The following is a 21,159-nucleotide window of genomic DNA, read 5'->3' on the forward strand; positions in this document are numbered from 1 at the left end:
AGCAGCTTGCAGGAAGGGCTGGTTCGCCTCGGCTAATGGGGACGACATAGAAACCCCGGGAAGCTCTTGGCTACCGGGACATGCAAGTCGTGGCCAGGGTCAACCAGGGCAAGCGGACGGTGCTCGAGTATTTGTTGTCGCCTGTGCAGAAGGCGGTGCAGGAGTCGGAGAGGGAGAGGTGAGCATTTCTATCGATCACTTTGACAATGACCGGATCACATTGAGAGCAGCGTTTAACAAGTGGCGTTCGAAATGAGATCAGCTATTGGTCACAGGAGATTGGCTGGGTAACTGTTCTTAAGCGCATCGCAGCCGGCGTTTCGTGTCTGCTCGAATCGATTTTTGCTGTTCGAAGAGGCGATATCACAGCCGCGAAGAATTTATTGAGAAGGCGATTCGCAGAAACCATTTTTATGCAAACAGGTTAATGAGGTGCTAGCGCAGGTAGTGAACAAAAAAATTGGAGAACTACAGCTTGACCGGATTTTTCTTTCTCTTCGTCACGGGTCTTTGGGCCGTGATTGCCATTACCTTGGGCATCAAGATTCCCCGGTGGCTGGGGGCAATGCGGTACCGAAAAGCACTTGGTGTGGTGCTTGCTCCGTTGATCTTTTTTGCTCCAGTTGCGGATGAAATCATTGCCTACCCCCAGATGATGGCGCTTTGTAGTGCCCGCGAGAATACTCATTTAACGATGAATGAAAAGTCGGCTTATGGGCGAACCGTCTACTACACGCAGAGTAGCGAAGTGGGGGCACTTTGGCCACCAAGCGTAGTTATCGTGCGTCACCAATCAGGTTACCTGGACGCCACAACCAAAGAGCCAGTACTCGTGTCGTCTTGGATTAGGCCTGCTCGCGGCTTCCTGGGCATACCTGCTGGTAGCAGCGGAACCAAAATGACTTTGTTGCTGCGCGCGTGCGAAGTACCGAAGGATGACATCGCCCGACATCCTGGGGGTGTTTTGCAAGCCATGAGGCATTTAAATTGGACGGTAGTTCCGACCCCTTGATTCCCTAATCCTATCCAAGGAGCGAATGAAATGAACACAATCAACGAGGCTTACCTGAATGCTCTTCTGGCGGACGCTTCCTATAAGGGGATGCATAACGTCATAGCCGGTCAAGTGCAGGCTGAATTACTTACCGGAACCGCCCTCAATCAAGTCATTGCCGACCGCATGACTCAGCCGCAGGCGGACTTCATCACTACCAACTTTGAAGTGCTGAACCAGGAGCTATCAGCGACAGGCGGTTTTGACGCAACGGTATGGCGTGGAAAAGCGGGAACCGACTATGCCGACAAAGTGTATGTCTCCGTGCGTGGCACGCAGGAAGGGCAAGATTTTCTCGACGATGGTGATTTGGCAAGTGCGGGGGTGCCATACCGTCAAATCGTTAGCATGGTCAACTGGTGGCTTAAAGCCACTACTGCGACTGGACAGCAAGCCCCGCAAATCAGAACGGATGCAAACAACAACTTTGTGGCCGCGTCGCCAGTGGACGGCGCTGGAACTTTCACCGGTGTTAACGCCATTAGCACCATCGAATCCGTCAACGCCCACAGCCTGGGTGGCTACTTGGCAACGGCTTTTGCGCGCTTGTTTGGCAAACAGTGGGGGGTGCAAGGTGTGAATACCTTCAACAGCGCTGGATTTAGCCGCCTACAAGAAAATTACAACATTGCAACTTCGTTCAGTTCAATCAGCCAATTGATTGGTTCAGGTCTTGGCCTAGGTAGTTTTGGTGCCGTCGCGAGTCTCCAAAATAACTATTACGCGGAGAACGGCATAAACGTCACCACCAATGATTGGGATCCTGTGGGCTTCAATCAGTACGGGCAACGTATCGGTTTGTACCAGGAAGACGGTGTCAAGCTCACTGAGCTCGGCATGTCCAATCACTTCATGTACAAGCAAACCGATCTGCTTGCTCTTGGGGCAACCCTGGAGAAGCTCGACCGCACAATGACCTTTGCCAAGTTGAATGATTTCGTCAAAGCGGGTAGCAACGTCATGGCCAATTCATACGAAGGCGTACTTGACGGTCTAAGGCGTATTTTTCAAGGCAATGGCACCACGCCTACTCAACTTGGAGACGTATCCGGTCATGAACTTAGCCGGATAAATTACCAAACCAACATCGACGTTCTCACCAAGAGCGATGCTTTCAAGGGGCTCGTTGGTAAAGCCACGCTGACGCTTGCCGATGCAGGTCTTGCCACCCAAGCTGAGACAAACTTTGCTGCCTTTCTAAGCCTTTATGCGCTAAGCCCTGTAGTTATTAATACAAGCGACACCACAGCGCTTGACAAACTCAAACAAGCTAACGAAGTATTAGCCGGGCAATGGGACGCTGATGCGCAGCTCACGGCGCAGCAGCGGGCTCAGGGGCTTGGTACCTTTACCAAGAATTGGCGGAGTGATCGCGCGACACTGCTTGTCGCCATCGCGGCCCGCAACACAAAAGATGGAACTGGTGTGGCATATGTCGATGGAATTTCGAAGGATCGGGCGTACGACTTGCACTGGTTCGATGGTAGCGGGGCAGAGAAAATTCTTCTCGCCGAGAACACCGCTCGCCAGGGCGGGGTACTTAGGCCAATTCCCATGCAGAGGTTCGCGTTTGGTGACACCGGCAACGACATGCTGACTGGCACAGACAACAAACTGGAGGATCACCTCTACGGTGGAGGTGGCGATGACACTTTGAAAGGCAAGGCCGGAGATGACTACCTGGAAGGTAATGCCGGCGACGATATTCTGGAGGGGGGCAAAGACAATGACACTTTGCTAGGTGGCGTAGGCAACGATACCTACTATCTACGCGCCAGTGATGGTGGGGTAGACACCATCATCGATACCGATGGCCAGGGCGCAATCAAAGTGATCGATGCCGCCGGTAGCGAAAAAGACCTGAGTATAGGTGCCATCAAGAAGATGGCCAACGGCAGCACCGCCAATACAGGCACTTGGCAAAGCGAAGACAAACGCTTCACCTACACCACCCGAACAGAAACCGACGGCAGCACCACCCTCAGCATCAGCGGCGCAGGCGTCAGCGCCGTCGTCAAAAATTTCACTTCAGGCAACCTCGGCATCACATTACCGGGCTCAGTGGATACCCAGCCGACGCCGACCGGCGGCGGCCTTATCCTGGGCGACTTTGCCCCTCTGGATACGGATGTGGTGGCCGAAGGCGTGCAGGTTCAGTACGACGCTCTGGGCAATGTGATGGTGGACGAAAACCAGCCCGAGGCAGGCCGCGCCGATTCGCTGTTTGACAGCGCGGGTGACGACGAAATCACTGCGGGCGGTGGCGCTGACATGGTCAACGCCACGCGCGGCGGCACAAACTGGATCAAGGCCGGCAGCGGCAACGACAAAGTGTTTGGTGGCGCGGGCAAAGACCTGATCGAGTTGGGCACCGATCGTGACTATGCCGTGGGCGGCGACGGCGACGACAGGATCTTTGCCGATGTGCAGCACACCATGAACGAAGTGCTGGCGCAAGTCATTGCGGCGCCTAACGACCAAGCCGACATCATGGATGGTGGCAAAGGCGACGATGCGCTGTATGGCGACGCCGGCAGTGATGTGCTGTACGGCGGCGAAGGCAAAGACCTGATGGTGGGCGGCGCGGGTGACGACGCTATGTTTGGCGACCTGGAGACCGTCACTGTGCAGCCGGGTTGGAGCGTCACGCTGCAGCAGTCATATCCCAATGGCTACTTGCCGGGTTCAGTGTTTGCGTTTACAGGCATTACAACCCGGCTGCCCACAGCACAAAGCGCGGACCTGATGTTTGGAGGTGGGGGCAGCGATTACATGGTGGCCGGGGGCGGTGAGGACTACCTTGATGGAGGCACGGGCAATGACTACATGTTTGGTGGCGGCGGGGCGGACTCGCTGGTAGGCGACGAAGGCGACGACCACATGGACGGCGACGGCTATACGACAGGCGTGTTGCAGCCTGAGTACACCTTATCGACGGAACACGGTAACGACTATCTCGATGGCGGGGCGGGCAATGACATGATGGTCGGATGGGGCGGCGGCGACGTGTTGTTTGGTGGATCCGGCGACGATTGGCTAGTGGGCGACGCGCCAAACTATGCCATGGAAGGTGAGTACAACGGCAATGACTACCTCGACGGCGGGGAAGGCAACGACACGATGATTGGCGGCGGCAAGGATGACACCTTGTATGGCGGGGATGGTAGTGACGTGCTTGGCGGTGACGCCAACGCGTCACAACTTTCCGGCGAGTTCCACGGCGACGATTACCTCGATGGTGAAGGTGGCGACGACCTTCTCATCGGACACGGCGGCAACGACACGCTCTATGGCGGAGACGGTAACGACCAGTTGCAGGGCGATGCATTGGAGTCAAATCTCTCGGGCGAATATCACGGAGACGACTACCTGGACGGAGAGGACGGTGAAGACGAACTCATCGGCGGCGGTGGCAATGACATTCTGTACGGCGGTGCCGGGAATGATGGGCTGCTCGGGGATGCCTATGAGCCTGAGCTGGCTGGTCAATACCATGGCGACGACTACTTGAACGGAGAGGGCGGCGACGACAGGCTGTGGGGTGCGGGAGGTGACGACACGCTCTATGGCGGAGCAGGCAATGACATCTTGTTTGGGGACGACAACCAGCTTGCCGAGAACTGGCATGGCAACGACTACCTGGACGGAGGGGACGGTAGTGATGTGTTGTGGGGTGGGCACGGTAACGACGTAGTGCTAGGCGGGTCAGGGCTCGATTTCCTAGTTGGGGGAGGTGGTGACGATTACCTTGAAGGTGGAGAAGACCGGGACACCATTTATGGCGACGATGGAAATGACACGCTGGTCTCGGACGGTGACGATTATCTCGATGGAGGAATAGGCGACGACACGTACAGCATCACCCTGAAACCAATAGATGGGAATAACGTCTATGTTTCAACCGTTGTCGACAGCTCAGGCATCAATACGCTCATCATCTCGGATGTGGATGTGGATCTGCAGCAAACCAGAATGTTTGTGCAAAACGGCAGCACTTACATTTCCTTTGGCCTGTCGGGTCTCGTGGCGTTGGGTGAAGGCCTTGATATCTCGGCAACCCATATCCAGAGCGCGGCCGGAGAGACGGTTTCATTGCAATCGATATTCGAGGCCCAGGCGCAAGACGGCAAACTCAGGTCCGGCAATTGGAACTCATCAACGGGCTTGACCTGGACCAGCGATATCGCACTGAATCAGAAATTGACAGGAAGCGCGGCTGCTGATTATTTAAGCGGCAGTAGCGGCACTGACATCATCGGCGGGGGTGATGGCAATGACGTGATTGACGGTGGTACAAATAGCGACAGCTTGTTTGGTGGCAATGGCGCAGACCTGATCATTGGCGGAGAAGGAAATGACCTCCTTTCTGGCGGCAGCAGTGGCAGTTTTGGCAGGGCAGATGGTCAAGATGACCGTGCGGCGGATACCTATCTGTTTCGCCTTGGTGATGGAAACGATGCGATTGATGCCAAGGCAGATGGTCAAAGCGAACCATTGGACGTCATTCGATTTGGCCAGGGAATTGAACTGGCAGACATAAGTATCAGCAATATCTTCCAAGCGGATACTGCCGGAGGTGCCTATGTGCTCATCCGTTACAGCAGTAGTGACAGTATCAAATTGACTCCGGGGACGGAGAAAGGCATCAAAGAGATTCAATTTGCAGATGGAACGAGTGTTTTGCTGGGCACTCTGCTGGAGGCCGATACCGGGGATGGCACCTCTCTAGACGGAATAACACGAGGGACCACCGGTGACGATGACTGGTCGGGTACCACCAGTAACGACATTTTCTACGGCGGGGATGGCGACGATCTTATCGAAGGTAATGCAGGGGACGATGTCCTGCGCGGAGGAGCCGGAGCCAACACTTACCGGTTTGACGAAACCAGTGGTAACGATGTTATTGAATACACGGCTGGTGAGCACGGCACCCTGATTTTTAGCGGGCAGGTTGACGCCCGGGTCATCGATGGTGATCTTTGGCTGTCGAGCGGTCAATTCTCGTCAGTAAAACTGAAGGGTTACGCCAGTGATGCATCGATGGCCGACAGCTGGAAAATAAAGTCAGATAACCACGAGGCTATGACCCTGGGTAGCTTTCTCGAAGCGTTGATTCCAGCGGTAGATACCCTTGAACAACGGAAGCTGAAGTTCATTCAGGACCAACTGTGGCAATTGCGCACGATGACATTGGTCCGGGATGTATCGCAAGGAGAGATTAAGGCTGAGTTGGTTAATCAGGACTCTTTGCAGTTACCGGCCTCTGCAGATGGCAAAACAGTCCTTAATGCCGGATGGGACTGGACGTCAGTATTCCGCGGAGAAGTCACCAGGACCATTCGCGAGGAGATCCGGCAATCGACTTCGATCACAACCCCTGGCACCCCAGGAAGGATAATTTCAGATAAAGCGTTTGCAGCAGAATTTGGTCTGACCGGTTCCGTTATTGGGGTGCAGGTGCCGCCGGGTACGACGTGGGTACTCGACTTCAACGGTGAACCCACCGGATATATGTACATCCCCGGTCAAGCTGAGAAAACTGTCGTGGTTTCAAAACTGATGGGCTACAGGGATGTAACCCGTACTGAAACTGTGTGGGACGAGGTTCGGGCTAAAGCGCAACAGTTGATTCAGGGCACGGGCGGGGACGACAGCCTGAGCGTTGGGTATCAGGAGGCGGAGTATTTCTTTACCTTGGGCCGCTTCGCTGGCGCGGTTGAATCCGGTGCCGGTAGCGATTCGATTGAACTCACGCTTGACCCCTATTTGGATTGGGGGCGAATTAACACGGCGGATATTCCCCCGAAAGGTGACGATCTGGGGCGTTATCTTTGGGTAAATAGTTTAGATAGAGGACTGGGCGCATGGATCGACGCTGGAGCCGATGACGATCACATCATTGGCTCGGATGGGGATGACTTCATCATAGGCGGAACGGGAAACGACTGGATGAATGGCGGAGGAGGCGCCGATACCTACTACGTCGGTCTGAATGGCGAAGATGTTGACCATATCGCTGATACGGCTTCATTCGATTGGGAAATTTTTGGAGAGTACTACCAGGCGCATGGTGATCTGAATTTTTCTGTCGTCGACACGCTGGAGTTTGATGCAAGCATCGCCCTGGCCAACTTGAGTTATCGCTGGGTCTACGGCCCTTGGACAGAACTGGAGTTGTTCTCCAATGGGAGAAAATTCCTGGAAATTAATTATTGGGCGGAGCCCGTTCCGAACTCCATTTCTTCAGTAGGTGTGGAACAGTTTCGTTTTAGTGATGGCCAAATCTTGAACTTGAGCGAGTTCCTGGCCATTGCAACTGAGATCAATGTTGTCGATGGCACCGATGACGACGAGGTTCTTCTAGGCTCTTCAGATCGTGATCTTTTGATTGGTGGGGCTGGAAACGATACCCTGATCGGCGGCGCCGGAGATGATTACCTTGACGACGTGGCCGGCAACGACGTCTACGTCTACAACTTTGGGGATGGTATCGACACCATCCATGATGTGGATCACCTCGGTCATATCGTTTATCGCGATAGCCAGGGGGTCGAGTACATATTGGCCGGCGGCACGCGTTCTGGATCCGAGCAGGCATACCACGATGCTTCAGGGCGTTTCATCTACGACTTCAATCAGAGCGATCAATCCCTGAGTATCAGCCTGGACGGCCAGCTCAGTCTGGTCATCCAAAACTACGACATCGCCATAAATTCATTGGACATCGAACTCACGAACAAAGATAACATCATGAATGGAACTTCGGGCGCCGACACCCTGCAGGGTACATCGGGTCGCGATGTCATCAGCGGTGATGCCGGCGCGGACATCTTGCATGGCGAAGGCGGCAATGACAGCTTGCATGGCGGCGACGGCGCCGATTGGGTGTATGGCGAAGCGGGCAATGACTTCCTGTTCGGAGACGCTGGCGACGACACATTGGCCGGTGGTGCGGGCAACGATTACCTGGGCGGCGGTCTGGGTAACGACGTCTTCCTCTTCAGCCGCGGTGGCGGGAGCGACTATGTCTCTGATTACGACGAAACCTCGGGCAACACTGACACCCTTCGTTTTGGCCCCACGGTTTCGGCCGGCGACATAGCGGTCATACGTGACGGTTCCAGTCTCTACCTGGCGATAGACGGAACCAGCGACCGGATCACCCTGGCCAACTGGTTTGATGGCGACGCGTATAAGCTTGAGCGCGTTGAATTCGCCGACGGCACGGTGTGGAATACCGCAGACCTGGAGGCCATGGCCGGGCTCGCACTCATTGGCAGTGAAGAAGACGACTACCTGCAGGGGGCCAGCGGCAATGACATCTTGCAAGGCATGGAGGGCGACGACGAGCTTTATGGAAGCGGTGGCGATGACGTCTTGAATGGTGGGGCCGGCAACGACTATCTGAATGGCGGTGCGGGCAGTGATGTGTATCTGTTCGGCCGTGGCGCGAGGCATGATGAGATTGACGACTACAACCATGAAGAGGGCGATCTCGACACCATTCGCCTTGACGCCACCGTTGCTACCGAAGACATCCGGGTCACCCGCGATGACTACAACCTGTACCTGGCCATCGATGGCACGACCGATCGCATCAGCTTGAACAACTGGTTCAACGGCGATGAATTCAAAGCGAAACAGCTTGAATTTTCTGACGGCACGGTATGGGATGCGGCCATGCTGGAAAGCCTAATCACCGTAGCGCTCGGTACTGAAGACTACGATGTTCTGTACGGCACAGAAGGCGCCGAAGTGCTAAGCGGGCTGGGTGGTAACGACTACATCTACGGCAACGGCGGTAACGACACCCTCGACGGCGGAGCGGGAGTCGACTACCTTGATGGAGGCAACGGCAACGACACACTCTATGGAATGGAGGGGGTCGATTATCTGCACGGCGGCGCCGGCAATGACACGCTTGATGGCGGGTCAGGAGGTGATATCTATACATTCAGGCGAGGTGGTGGCATCGACACGATCAATGACACCGGCACGAGTGCTGAAGACAAAGATATTGTGAATTTTGACTGGACCGTTGCGGTCGAGGACGTCAAAGTAAGCCGCGATGAATTTAACCTCTATCTCAGCATAGACGGCACCACAAACCGCATCGAGATCACCAACTGGTTTGTCCCCGGCGCCAACACCATTGAGCAGGTTCAGTTTTATGACGGCACGTTCTGGAGCCGGGCCGACGTGGAGGCTAGGTTGCCCGTAGCTCTGATTGGCACGGAGGGCGGCGAAGAGCTGGTAGGCGGCGAAGGCGACGACTGGCTGCTAGGCTTGGGCGGCGAAGATGTCTTGATTGGTTTGGGTGGCGATGACACGCTGAACGGTGGCACTGGCAACGATGTGTACCTGTTCGCGCGAGGCGATGGTCAGGACGTGATTTATGACAGCGACGCGGCTGCAGGCAACACCGACGCCATCCGTTTCGATGCGACGGTCTTGGCCGGCGACATCAGGGTCACCCGCGACGATTTCAGTCTTTATCTGAGCATTGACGGAACCAGCGACCGAATTACGTTAAGCAACTGGTTTGGAGATATCGCGAGCAGGATCGAGCGGGTTGAGTTCGCCGATGGCACGGTCTGGCTCGCCGAAGCCCTGGAGGCGGCGGCTGAGTTTTTTCTGATGGGAAGTGAGTACGACGATTATCTGGAGGGGACCAGCGGCAGTGATACCTTGCAAGGCCTGGGTGGCAACGACACGCTCCTTGGCCGTGAAGGCGACGATGTGTACCTGTTCACGCGGGGCGATGGTCAGGACGTGATTTATGACAGCGACGCGGCTGCAGGCAATACCGACATCATCCGTTTCGGTGCGACGGTCTTGGCCGGCGATATTCGGGTGACGCGTGATTACTTCAATCTCTATCTGGGTATTGAGGGAACCAGTGACCGGATCACCGTGGCCAACTGGTTTGTGGACGACGCAAGCAGGATCGAAAGGGTTGAGTTTGCCGATGGCACGGCTTGGCTCGCCGAAGCCCTGGAGGCGGCGGCTGTGTTTATTCTGGTGGGCAGTGAGTACGACGAGTATCTGGAAGGGACCAGCGGCCGTGATGTGTTGCAAGGACTGGGGGGCAACGACATGCTCTTTGGCGGTGAGGGCGACGATGTGTACCTGTTCACGCGCGGAGATGGTCAGGACCTGATCATCGACAGCGACGCAGCTGCAGGCAATACCGACACCATCCGCTTCGGTGCGACGGTCTTGGCCAGCGACATTCAGGTGACGCGTGACTCCTCCAATCTCTATCTGAGTATTGAGGGAACCGGTGACCAGATTACGTTAAGCAACTGGTTTGGGGACGACGCAAGCAGGATTGAGCGGGTTGAGTTTGCCGATGGCACCGTATGGAATCCAGCCATGCTGGAAAGCCTGATTGCGGCTGTGCCGGCGTCTGAAGAGAGTGATGTTTTGTATGGCACCAGTGGAGCCGACACGCTCAACGCCTTGGGTGGTGACGACGAGGTTTATGGCAGCAGCGGCGATGACGTCTTGAATGGTGGGGCCGGCAACGATTATCTGAATGGCGGAACCGGCAACGACGTGTACCTGCTGGGCCGGGGCTTCGGCCGGGACTTCATTGAAGATAACGACGCGACCATTGGCAACCTCGACACTATCCGCTTTGACAGCACGGTCGAAGTAAGCGACATCACGGTCATGCGGGGTTACAGCAATCTGTACCTGTACATCAACGCCACCAGCGACAGGATCAGCATCGGCGACTGGTTTATGGGAAGTGATCCACTTTATGACGATGGCAGGATTGAACGGATTGAGTTCGATGACGGCACGGTGTGGACACCCGCCATTCTCCAGAGCCTGATCGTCATGGCTGAGGCAACGGAAGGCGATGATGATATCTACGGCACCGAGGGTGACGATGCGCTCAATGGCCTGGGCGGAGCGTATGACCAGTTGTGTGGTGCCGGCGGCAACGATACGCTGGATGGCGGCGCGGGAAGAGATTATCTGAATGGCGGCACCGGCAACGACGTGTATCTGCTGGGCCGAGGCTCTGGCCAGGACTTCATTGAAGATAACGACGCGACCATTGGCAGCCTCGACACCATCCGCTTTGACAGCACCGTGGCCGTTGAAGACATCATCGTCTCGCGGGATCTGAACGGCTTCCTGTCGTTGAGCATCAAGGGTACGGACGATCGGGCGCAAATCATCAACTGGTTCTACGACGATGCCTACAAAATTGAGCGTGTCGAGTTCCATGACGGCACGGTGTGGGACGCTGCAATGATCGACAGCTTGACTACATACTCCGGTACACAAGGCGACGAAGGCGTCTACGACAGCGAAGGCAATGACCTGATGCGAGGCTTCGGCGGCGATGACAACCTCTACGGCGGAGGCGGCGCGGACGTGCTCGAAGGCGGCGAGGGTGACGACAACCTCTACGACTTTGGAGACAACAACCTCTTCAACGGTGGAGCTGGTAACGACGCTCTGCAGAGCTTCGATGGGGGCGACTTCCTGATGGGCGGCGCCGGCAACGACTACCTCATCAATGGAGCAGGAGCGGACGTCATCGCCTTCAACACCGGCGACGGCGAGGACGTAGTGGTGTGGAACGGAACCTTGCAGAGCGAGGACGACACCGTCAGCCTGGGCGGCGCCGGCCTGGACTACGCAGACCTGACCTTGCAAAAGAACGGCAACGACTTGGTGCTGAAGGTCGGTGGCACCGACCAGTTGACTTTCAGCAACTGGTACGAAGGAGCCTCTTACCAGAGCGTGCTGAACCTGCAAGTAGTTGCCGAAGCCATGGCGGACTTCGATGCCAACTCCAGCGACCCGCTGCTCAACAAGAAGGTGCAGACCTTCGACTTCCAGGGCCTGGTCGGTGCGTTTGATGCGGCGCGCAGCGCTACGCCGGGCCTGAGCAGCTGGTCGCTGAGCAACAGCCTGACGCAGTTCCACCTGGCTGGCAGCGACAGCGAAGCGCTGGGCGGGGACCTGGCCTACCAGTACGGCGCCAACGGCACCTTGGCCGGCATCGGGCTGGGCAAGGCACAGGAGGTGCTGACAAACGCGCAGTTTGGCGCGCAGGCGCAAGCGCTGCATTCGACGGCCAGCCTGCAGGAGGGGCTGCTCCGCTTGGGTTGAGTGGGTACGGGGGCGTCAATGCCCCCGGCGGCTTGGCTGGCCTATGCTGGCTGCGCTGAATTGCGTTGAAGCCGAAGCGCACGGGAAGATTTTCCGTTTGCTATCAAATTGGTAGCTTCTAGTCTATATGTATATTTGGCTAGAGGCCGATTTGACACATAAAAATTTTCACTGAAAACCCTTGCAACAGCCTCCCGGCGAGGCGGGCCTTTGGGGTGTTGATTTTGGGTGTTGATCCCGGTGGATTGCGTGTTTATACTGGATGTATATACAGTATCTCACGGGCTCTTCGCCAATACCACCGGCTCCCCCTCATGTCCGACGCCATCATTCCCATCCATGCCATCAAAGGCCGCGGCACGGCCACGCGCATGGCCCACCGGTTTGAAAAAGACGTGCGCAGCGCGTGGGACGACGGCTGGGGCACGCTGGAGGAAGGCGCGGCGGGCGAAGTGCCCCGGATCGAAACCACCGTCACGATGGAGGATGCCCGCAGCGCCATCGTGCGTAATGACTCGCCCGACATTTTTTTCGACTACAGCATCAATCCCTATCGGGGCTGTGAGCATGGCTGCGTGTACTGCTATGCGCGGCCCACGCACAGCTACCTGAATCTTTCGCCCGGGCTGGACTTTGAAACGAAGATCATCGCCAAGCGCAATGTCGCCGAGGTGCTGCGCGCCGACTTGCGCAAGCGCAGCTATGTACCGCAGCTGCTCAATATCGGCTCGGCGACAGATTGTTATCAGCCCGCAGAACGCGAACTGCGCCTGACGCGCGGCGTGATCGAGGTGATGCGCGACGTCAGCCATCCGTTTTCGCTGATCACCAAGTCCAGCGGCGTGGAGCGCGACCTGGACCTGATCGCGCCGCTGGCGGCAGACAAGCTGGCGGCGGTCTACGTGACCATCACCACGCTGGACGGCGAGCTCGCGCGTAAGCTGGAGCCCCGCGCCGCCGCGCCGCACCGGCGGCTGCGCACCATCCGCGCCATGGCCGAGCACGGCGTGCCTGTGGGCGTGAGCGTGGCGCCGCAGATTCCTTTTGTGACCGAGGATATGGAGCAGGTGCTGGAGGCGGCCTGGGAGGCCGGCGCGCGTTCAGCGTTTTACACGGTGATCCGCTTGCCCTGGGAGGTGGCACCCATCTTCAAGGAATGGCTGGAATTGCATTACCCGCAGCGTGCCGCGCGCATCATGGCGCGCATTCACGAGATGCGCGGTGGCAAGGATTACGACAGCGACTTTGCCTCGCGAATGAAGGGCTATGGCCTGTGGTCCGACCTGATCAAGCAGCGCTTTGAAAAATGCTGCAACCGGCTGGGCTTTAACCGCCAGCGAGTCGAGCTGGATTTGAGCCGCTTCAGGCCGCCGGGTGCCGCGGGGCAGGGCAGCCTGTTCTAAACGTATAGTGCAAGCCGTGTTCTACAAGGAGTTCAGTGTGGCATTCGACTGGAAACATTCATCGGACGACATGGACTGGGATGCTTTGTCTCATCTGTACCGGATCGCGCCGCTGGGCGAGAAGAAACCGGCGGACCTCAAAGTCGTGTTCTCCAACAGCCTGTTCAAATGTTTTGTGTATGAGGGTGGCAAACTCATTGGCGCCGGCCGTGCACTGGCCGACGGCATGGACTGCTCTTACATCTGCGATATCGCGGTGCATCCTGATCACCAGGGCGTAGGCCTGGGCAAGGACATTGTGGCCAAGCTGGTCAGCCTGTCCAGGGGGCACAAGAAAATCATCCTGTATGCGGTAGCCGGCAAGGAGCCGTTTTACCGCAAGCTGGGCTTTCGGCGCATGTTGACCGCGATGGCGATTTTTGCGAACCAGGAGCAGGCGATGAAAAACGGTTTGATCGGCGACAACTGAAACGGTGACCGTCCCTGAGCCGTTCATAAAACCCAGCGAAGCGGTCCTGGCTAGGCGCGTCGCCGCAGACAGTGCTACAGCACGGCAAGGCGGCGCAACAACGCCAGGAGGGTTTTTTGAGCGGCTCCTAACGCAAATAACTGCGGTTCAAGCGTATCTCAAGCTTCTTCTGCAGCGTCTCAAACGATGCACTCATGGCCCAATAAATCCCCGCGGCCGCGAGGTAGAGCGGAAAGGGCTGGAAGGTGGTGGCGATCACTTCCTTGGTCGCCAGCATCAACTCACCCACGGCGATCACCGAGACCAGCGAGGTGTCCTTGATCAGGCTGATCAGGCTGTTGGAGAGGCTGGGCACGGCCAGCCTCAGGGCCTGCGGGCCGATCACATAGCGCAGCGTTTGCGCTTGCGTGAGGCCCAGGCTGCGGGCCGCGTTCCACTGGCCGTGTTCCACGCCGTTGATGGCGCCGCGTATCGTTTCAGACAGGTAGGCACCGACGTTGAGGCTCAGGCCCAGGATGCCGGCGCTGATCGGGTCGAACTGTATGCCTATGCTGGGCAAGCCGAAGTAGATGACGAAGAGCTGCACCAGCAGCGGCGTGCCGCGCATGCAGCTGACATACAGGGTCGCGAACTGCGAGAGTCCGGGCACCTTGGCCAGCCGGGTGACGGCCACAATCGTGCCGATGACGGCGCCGAAGAAAACAGACGCCACCGCCAGCAGCAGCGTCCATGCCGCGCCTTTGAGCATGAGGGGCAAGGCATCGCGCAACAGGGAGGTCAAGCCGGACAAGTCCATAAGGGTCTCCACAAATAAAAACCCCGGCAGAGAGCCGGGGTTGTTTCAGGCGCCGAAGGATGGCGCGCGGCTGGTCGAATGTTACTTCGATTGCCTGAGTTACTTTGCGACAGGCGGCTTGCTCACGTCGCGGTCAAACCACTTGTTGGAGATTTTGGCGAAGCTGCCGTCGGCCTGCAGGTCGGCCAGCGCCTTGTCGATGGCGGCCTTGAACTTGGGGTTGTTCTTGACGAAGGGGATGCCGGATTTTTCGAGCTCGCCGACAGGCGCGCCGGGCTTGAGCGGCAGCTTGGTCTGCTTGACGATGTAGGGAATCAGCAGGCTGTCATTGAGCGCCGCGTCGATGCGGCCCAGGGCCAGGTCCTGCAGGTACTCTTGCGCGCCGGGGTAGGTCTTGACGTCGATGCCGCCCACTTTTTTGGCGATATCGGCGTAGTTGGTGCCCTGGCCAAGGCCCAGCTTCTTGCCCTTGAGGTCGGCCAGCGACTTGAACTCGCGTTTTTCATCCTTGCGGATGATCAGCTGCGGGGCGGAGATGGTGTAAGGCTCGGAGAAATCAAAGGTCTCCTTGCGCTTGTCGGTGATGCCGACCTGGTTGATGACCACGTCGTATTTGCCAGCTTGCAGGCCGGCCAGGATGGCGCTCCACTCGCTGGTCGAGAACTCGGCCTTCACACCGAGCTTTTGCGCCAGGGCATTGGCCAGTTCCACTTCAAAGCCGGCGAGCTGGCCGCCTTCCTTGTAATTGAACGGAGGATAGGTGCCTTCAAGCGCCACCTTGAGCGTGCCGCGCTGCTTGACGGTGTCCAGCAGGTCGGCTGCGCCGGCGCTGAAAGCGAGTGTGAGAAGGAGCGTGGAGGCCAGAGCCTTGCGGATATTCATATTCAGCCCTTGCATAAGAGAGTTGTTATTGAGATGCGGGTTGAATATTAAATCCGTTCGCCATGCTGGTGCATGCCGCCCCAAAAAAGCCCTACGTCGCATCCGGGTGCTCCCGGCCGGGCTTCAGAGCTCAGGGCTTGGCGCAGTGGGCGTAGATGTCGAGCGCGGGCTTGTAGACGCCGGTCTGCACATTCATCAGGCCCAGCACCGAGTGGAAGTAGTTGTCGTGGCTCACGGGCACATCGAGCTGCTGCTTGAGGCAGGCTGTCGTCAGCTTGCCGCGTTGCTCGAAGCCGGGCGACAGCCAGGTGATCCAGGGCACGCGTTTTTGCACGTCGGGCGCGATGCCGTAGGGCATGCCGTGCAGGTAGAGGTTGTTCTCGCCCAGTGATTCGCCGTGGTCCGCCAGGTAAAGCAGGGCGGGCGCGCTGTGCGCTTCCTGCGCCTTGAGCCACTGGATGGACGAGGCCAGCAGCTGGTCGGTGTAGACGATGCTGTTGTCGTAGGCATTGAGCAGGCCTTCACGGCTGCAGCTTTGCAGCGCGTTGTCGGTGCACTCGGGCAGGAATTTTTTGGAGGCCTGCGGTGAGCGTTTGAAATAGGCCGGGCCGTGGCCGCCCATCTGGTGCATCACCACCACCACGCCTTTGGCGCGCCGCTCGGCCGGCAGCGCGGCAATGCGCTCGTTGATGCCGTGCAGCATCACTTCATCAAAACAGTCACCGCTGTCGCACAGGCCCGGCACCTGGAGCTGCACCGTGTTGACGCTGGGCACGCGGTCGCACACGCCCTTGCAGCCCGACTGGTTGTCTATCCAGAGCACGGCCAGGCCGGCGCGTTGCAGCACGTCGAGCAGGCCTTCGTAATTGGCGGGCCGTGAGTCGTAGGCTTCGCGGCCGAAGTTGGAGAACATGCAGGGCACCGAGGCCGCCGTGCTGGTGCCGCAAGACCAGGCGTTGCGCTGGCTCGCGACGTTTTCTTTGGCCAGCAGCGGGTTGGTGGGCCGGCCGTAGCCGTTGAGCGAGAAGTTGCCGCTGCGCGCCGTCTCGCCCAGCACCAGCAGCAGCAGCGGCGGTTTGTTTTGCGCCGTGTAGCTGGCGCCCAGCTTCGCGTCCTCCCCCAGCGGCAGCACCACGGATTCATCGCGCTGGAAGGGCTTTGCCGCGATGGAACCCAGCGCGTAAAAAGAGTTGAGCGGATTGATCAGGTAGCGCACATGGGTGTAGTTGCGCATGACCGAGGCGATGCTCTGGAAGAACAAAAACATCACCAGCACCAGCAGCACGCACGCGCCGGCCAGCGTGGCGAAGTTGCCGAGTAGTTGCCGCGCGGCGCTGGCGCGCCTGATCTTCTGCCGCCACAGCAGCACCAGCGGCAGCACCGCCAGCACCAGCACTGTGGCCAGCAGGCGCCAGTTCAGCAGGTCGCGGGTCTCGCGCACGTCGGTCTGCAGGGTGTTGACCATCATGGTCTTGTCGATGACTACGCCGTAGGCCATCATGAAATAGGCGCCGAAAGCGGCCGAGAGCAGGAAGAGGGTGATGGCCGGCTTGAGTGTCCAGCGCCAGGCCAGCAGGCTTAGCAACGCGGTGGTAGCCAGCGCGATCACCAGCACCAGGGCGACGCTGATGACGGCGACCTGGCCGGCGCTCAGGCCGGGCAGGCGGGCCAGTTCGCGCCACAGCGCCACATTGCACACCGTGGCGATCCAGACGCTTGCCAGCACCACCAGCCACAACGGCCGCATGCCGTGGCTGTTTTGGCTGGGGGAGGTGAGAGGCTGGGAGGTGGGCGCGGGTTGCAGCGGCATAGCGCTGCATTGTATTTGCCGTGCCTTAGGGTGGGCTTATGGCCTCAAGCTGCGGCGGCGAGGCCCATTTGCCGCGCATGGTGGCGCAGGTGTTCGGCCATGAAGCTCTCGATGAAGTAGTAGCCGTGGTCGTAGCCCGCATGGCGGTGCAGCGCCAGCGGCTGGCCGGCCTTGGCGCATGCGGCCTCAAACAGCTCGGGGTGCAGCTGTTCGGCGAGGAATTTGTCGGCCAGGCCCTGGTCTATGCGTATGCCGCCAGGGTAGGGCGCCGCGGGCATGAGGGCCATCAGGGCGGTGGCGTCGTGCTCAAGCCACTGCGACTCATCGCTTCCCAGGTAGCCGCTGAACGCCTTGTGTCCCCAGGGGCACCGGCTGGGCGCGCAGATGGGCGCGAAGGCCGAGACAGACTTGAAAAGATCCGGATGCCTGAGCGCGAGTGTCAGCGCGCCATGGCCGCCCATCGAATGGCCGAAGATGCCGATGCGGCTTGTATCGATCGGCAGCGCGTCCGCCAGCAGCGGCAGCAACTCCCCAGTGAGGTAGGTTTCCATGCGGTAGTGCCGTGACCATGGGGCTTGTGTGGCATCGAGGTAGAAACCGGCGCCCACGCCGAAGTCCCAGCTGTCGGTTTCACCCGGAACCTTGGCGCCGCGCGGGCTGGTGTCGGGCGCAACCAGTGCCAGACCGAGTTCGGCGGCCAGCCGCTGTGCGCCGGCCTTGGTCATGAAAGTCTCTTCGTTGCAGGTCAGGCCCGCAAGGTAGATCAGCGCAGGCACCTCGTTGCCGGCCGTGGCCTGCGGCGGAAGGTACACCGAAAAGCGCATGGGCAGGCCGATCTCGCGCGAGTCGTGCTGGTAAAAGCGTTGCAGGCCGCCGAAGCAGCCGTGTTCGCTGAGAACTTCCGGGGCTGTGGTCATGGATATCTTTCTGTTCAAGCAGGGGCCGCGGAACCGGCTTTGCCGGGCCGCAGGCGCAGCGCCCCCTCGGGGGGCAGCGCATTACACGAAGTGAAAAGCGTGGGGGCCCACGTTAATACAAGACGACACCGCGGATGGACTCTCCGCTTTTCATGAGATCGAAACCCTTGTTGATGTCCTCAAGCGGCATGGTGTGCGTGATCAGGTCGTCGATGTTGATCTTGCCTTCCATGTACCAGTCGACGATCTTGGGCACGTCGGTGCGGCCGCGCGCGCCGCCGAAGGCCGAGCCTTCCCATTTTCGGCCGGTGACAAGCTGGAAGGGCCGGGTGCTGATCTCGGCGCCGGCTTCGGCCACGCCGATGATGATGCTGCGGCCCCAGCCCTTGTGCGTGCATTCCAGCGCCTGGCGCATCACCTTGGTGTTGCCTATGCATTCAAAGCTGTAGTCGGCGCCGCCGTCGGTCAGCTGCACGATGGCATCGACCACGTTCTCGGTCTCTTTCGGGTTGATGAAATGCGTCATGCCGAACTTGCGTGCCATCTCCTGGCGCGCGGGGTTGATGTCCACGCCGATGATCTTGTCGGCGCCCACCATCTTCGCGCCCTGGATGACGTTGAGGCCGATGCCGCCCAGGCCGAAGACCACGACGTTGGCGCCGGCTTCGACCTTGGCGGTGAAGAGTACCGCGCCTATGCCGGTGGTCACGCCGCAGCCGATGTAGCAGACCTTGTCGAAGGGCGCGTCTTCACGGATTTTCGCCAGCGAGATTTCGGGCGCGACGGTGTAGTTGCTGAAGGTGGAGGTGCCCATGTAATGGAAGATGGGCTTGCCGTCCAGGCTGAAGCGGCTGGTGGCGTCAGGCATCAGGCCCTTGCCTTGTGTGCCGCGTATCAGCTGGCATAAATTGGTCTTGCGTGAGAGGCAAAACTTGCACTGGCGGCATTCTGGCGTGTAGAGCGGGATGACGTGGTCGCCCTTCTTGAGCGTCGTCACGCCGGGGCCGACATCGACCACGATGCCCGCGCCTTCGTGGCCCAGGATGGCCGGGAAGATGCCTTCCGGGTCGGCGCCCGAGAGTGTGTAGTAGTCGGTGTGGCAGATGCCGGTGGCCTTGATCTCGACGAGCACCTCGCCGAATTTCGGGCCTTGCAGGTCCACGGTTTCGATGGTCAGGGGCTGGCCTGATTTCCAGGCGACGGCGGCTTTGGTTTTCATGGTGCGGGTGCTTGCGTTAGGGGTGGGCGAAAGGGCATTGCGCTGCGTAAGGCACTATAAGCCAGTCCCTTCGCCCCTGGCCCGCAAGATGTTTCATTTTGAGAAAACACCGGGGCGCCGGCCCGAATGAAAAAGCCGCCTGGCTCCCTGAAAGGAGCGCAGGCGGCCGGCGCTGCTTGAAAAAAAGCGCGACAGGCTTTTAGCGGCCGGCTTCTTTCAGGTACTGCGTGCGCGCGGCAATGGCGGTATCGGTGAAGTCGGTGAACACACCGTCCACGCCGGCGCGGTAGAAGGCCAGGTACTCGGCCTTGGGGTCGCCCTGGTAGTCGGCGGCCAGGCGGCGCGATTCGTTGCGGAAGGTGAAGGGGTGGACGAAGAGGCCGGCCTTGTGCGCGTCGGCCACCAGGCTGGTGGCGGGCTGCGAGTTGGAGTCCGCATCGTTGAGCTTGCCGTCGCGGTTGATGTCGACCTGCTTGCCGTCGGTGCCTATGGTGCCCTTGGTGCTGATGATGTAGCGTTTCCACGGGCCTATGCCGTCGGCATAGGTCTTGATTTCAGCCAGGCCTTCAGGTGTCACCATGGCGTCGAAGAAACGCTTGTCGCCGGCCTGGGTCCAGTCATAGGGACGGTCGCTGGGCAGCGCAAAGGTGACGCGGCCGGTTTTGGGGTCTATGCCGTCACCGTCGATCAGCTGGATCAGGCGCGTGTTCAGGCCCTTGCTTTTCATGTACTTGAGGCTGCCGGGTTCGAAGGACTGCACGTAGATGGGCGCGGTCTTGCTGTTCCAGCCGGCGGCGTTGATGATGGCGATCAGCTTGTCTTCCATCGGCAGGCCGCGTTCGCGGAAGTAGGTCGGGTTCTTGGTCTCAGGGTAGATCGCGATGCTGCGGCCTGTCTTGATGGACTGGGCCTTGGCCAGGTCCACGACTTCCTGGAAGGTCGGCACCTTGTACTGGCCGTTGAACTGCTGGGGGCGCTCGGCATCGGTCGAGATGGCGCCCAGGGTGCGAATCTCGGCCAGCGTGAAGTCATCGCTGAACCAGCCGGTCTGTGTCTCGCCGTCAACCTTGATGGTCTTTTTGCGCGAGGCGAATTCCGGGTGTTTGGCCACGTCGGTGCTGAAGGCCAGGTTGGGGTCGTGGCGGGTCATCAGCACGCCGTCCTTGGAGACGATCAAGTCCATCTCGATCACGTCGGCGCCGAGCTCGATGGCGCGCGCATAGGCTTCCAGTGTTTCTTCGGGCACGTAGCCGGAAGCACCGCGGTGGGCGATAACCAGGGGCGCCTTGCCGTCGAGTGTGGAGAGGCCGGCTTGCGAGGGCGTGCCCGAGGAGGTGCAGGCGGCCAGCAGCACGCCGCTGCAAACGAGGGCGAGCAAGGCGCCTTGCCTGAAGTTGAAGGCCTTGCGGGTCGATACGGTCATGGGTGCTTCCCTGAGTTAAAAGTTAAAAGGCTGATCGTAGACGTGGG

The 21,159-nt window shown here is 58.9% G+C and carries 10 protein-coding genes; 4 read left to right on the forward strand and 6 right to left on the reverse strand.

Going from position 1 to position 21,159, the window contains the following annotated elements; translation table 11 throughout:
* The first annotated feature begins 475 nt into the window (after window positions 1-475).
* The 4 genes from AC1D1F_RS12480 to AC1D1F_RS12495 all read left to right on the forward strand — a co-directional run bounded on the left by AC1D1F_RS12480 (window position 476) and on the right by AC1D1F_RS12495 (window position 14,065).
* Window positions 476-1,012 (forward strand): hypothetical protein, encoded by a 537-nt coding sequence (locus AC1D1F_RS12480; RefSeq protein WP_477678649.1) that lies wholly within the window; start codon window positions 476-478, stop codon window positions 1,010-1,012.
* A gap of 30 nt (window positions 1,013-1,042) precedes the next feature.
* The gene (locus tag AC1D1F_RS12485) at window positions 1,043-12,193 is read left to right on the forward strand and encodes a calcium-binding protein (RefSeq protein ID WP_477700733.1); all 11,151 of its coding nucleotides are present in this window, start codon (window positions 1,043-1,045) and stop codon (window positions 12,191-12,193) included.
* A 314-nt stretch (window positions 12,194-12,507) separates the two neighbouring features.
* On the forward strand, window positions 12,508-13,596 hold the full coding sequence (locus AC1D1F_RS12490) for a PA0069 family radical SAM protein (RefSeq protein WP_477700734.1): 1,089 nt from the start codon (window positions 12,508-12,510) through the stop codon (window positions 13,594-13,596).
* 37 nt (window positions 13,597-13,633) lie between these two features.
* A complete protein-coding gene (locus AC1D1F_RS12495; protein ID WP_477678107.1) occupies window positions 13,634-14,065 on the forward strand; it encodes a GNAT family N-acetyltransferase in 432 nt (143 codons plus the stop codon).
* 127 nt (window positions 14,066-14,192) lie between these two features.
* On the opposite strand, the gene AC1D1F_RS12500 is transcribed toward AC1D1F_RS12495, so the two are convergent.
* From AC1D1F_RS12500 to AC1D1F_RS12525, 6 genes are all read right to left on the reverse strand, one after another.
* A complete protein-coding gene (locus tag AC1D1F_RS12500) occupies window positions 14,193-14,861 on the reverse strand; it encodes an amino acid ABC transporter permease (protein ID WP_477678106.1) in 669 nt (222 codons plus the stop codon).
* Between the two features lie 99 nt (window positions 14,862-14,960).
* Window positions 14,961-15,743, reverse strand: coding sequence for a transporter substrate-binding domain-containing protein (locus AC1D1F_RS12505; RefSeq protein ID WP_477700735.1), 783 nt, complete (start codon window positions 15,741-15,743; stop codon window positions 14,961-14,963).
* A gap of 130 nt (window positions 15,744-15,873) precedes the next feature.
* Entirely contained in the window at window positions 15,874-17,553 is a 1,680-nt protein-coding gene (locus tag AC1D1F_RS12510; RefSeq protein WP_477678104.1) for a phosphoethanolamine transferase, read from the reverse strand.
* 44 nt (window positions 17,554-17,597) lie between these two features.
* Complete coding sequence (fghA, locus tag AC1D1F_RS12515) at window positions 17,598-18,470, reverse strand: S-formylglutathione hydrolase (protein ID WP_477678103.1); 873 nt, start codon at window positions 18,468-18,470, stop codon at window positions 17,598-17,600.
* A 112-nt stretch (window positions 18,471-18,582) separates the two neighbouring features.
* Complete coding sequence (locus tag AC1D1F_RS12520; RefSeq protein ID WP_477695463.1) at window positions 18,583-19,689, reverse strand: S-(hydroxymethyl)glutathione dehydrogenase/class III alcohol dehydrogenase; 1,107 nt, start codon at window positions 19,687-19,689, stop codon at window positions 18,583-18,585.
* Window positions 19,690-19,888: 199 nt separating this feature from the next.
* Window positions 19,889-21,112, reverse strand: coding sequence for a glycerophosphodiester phosphodiesterase (locus AC1D1F_RS12525; protein WP_477676959.1), 1,224 nt, complete (start codon window positions 21,110-21,112; stop codon window positions 19,889-19,891).
* Window positions 21,113-21,159 lie beyond the last annotated feature (47 nt).

Source organism: Polaromonas sp. P1_H6 (assembly GCF_056405195.1).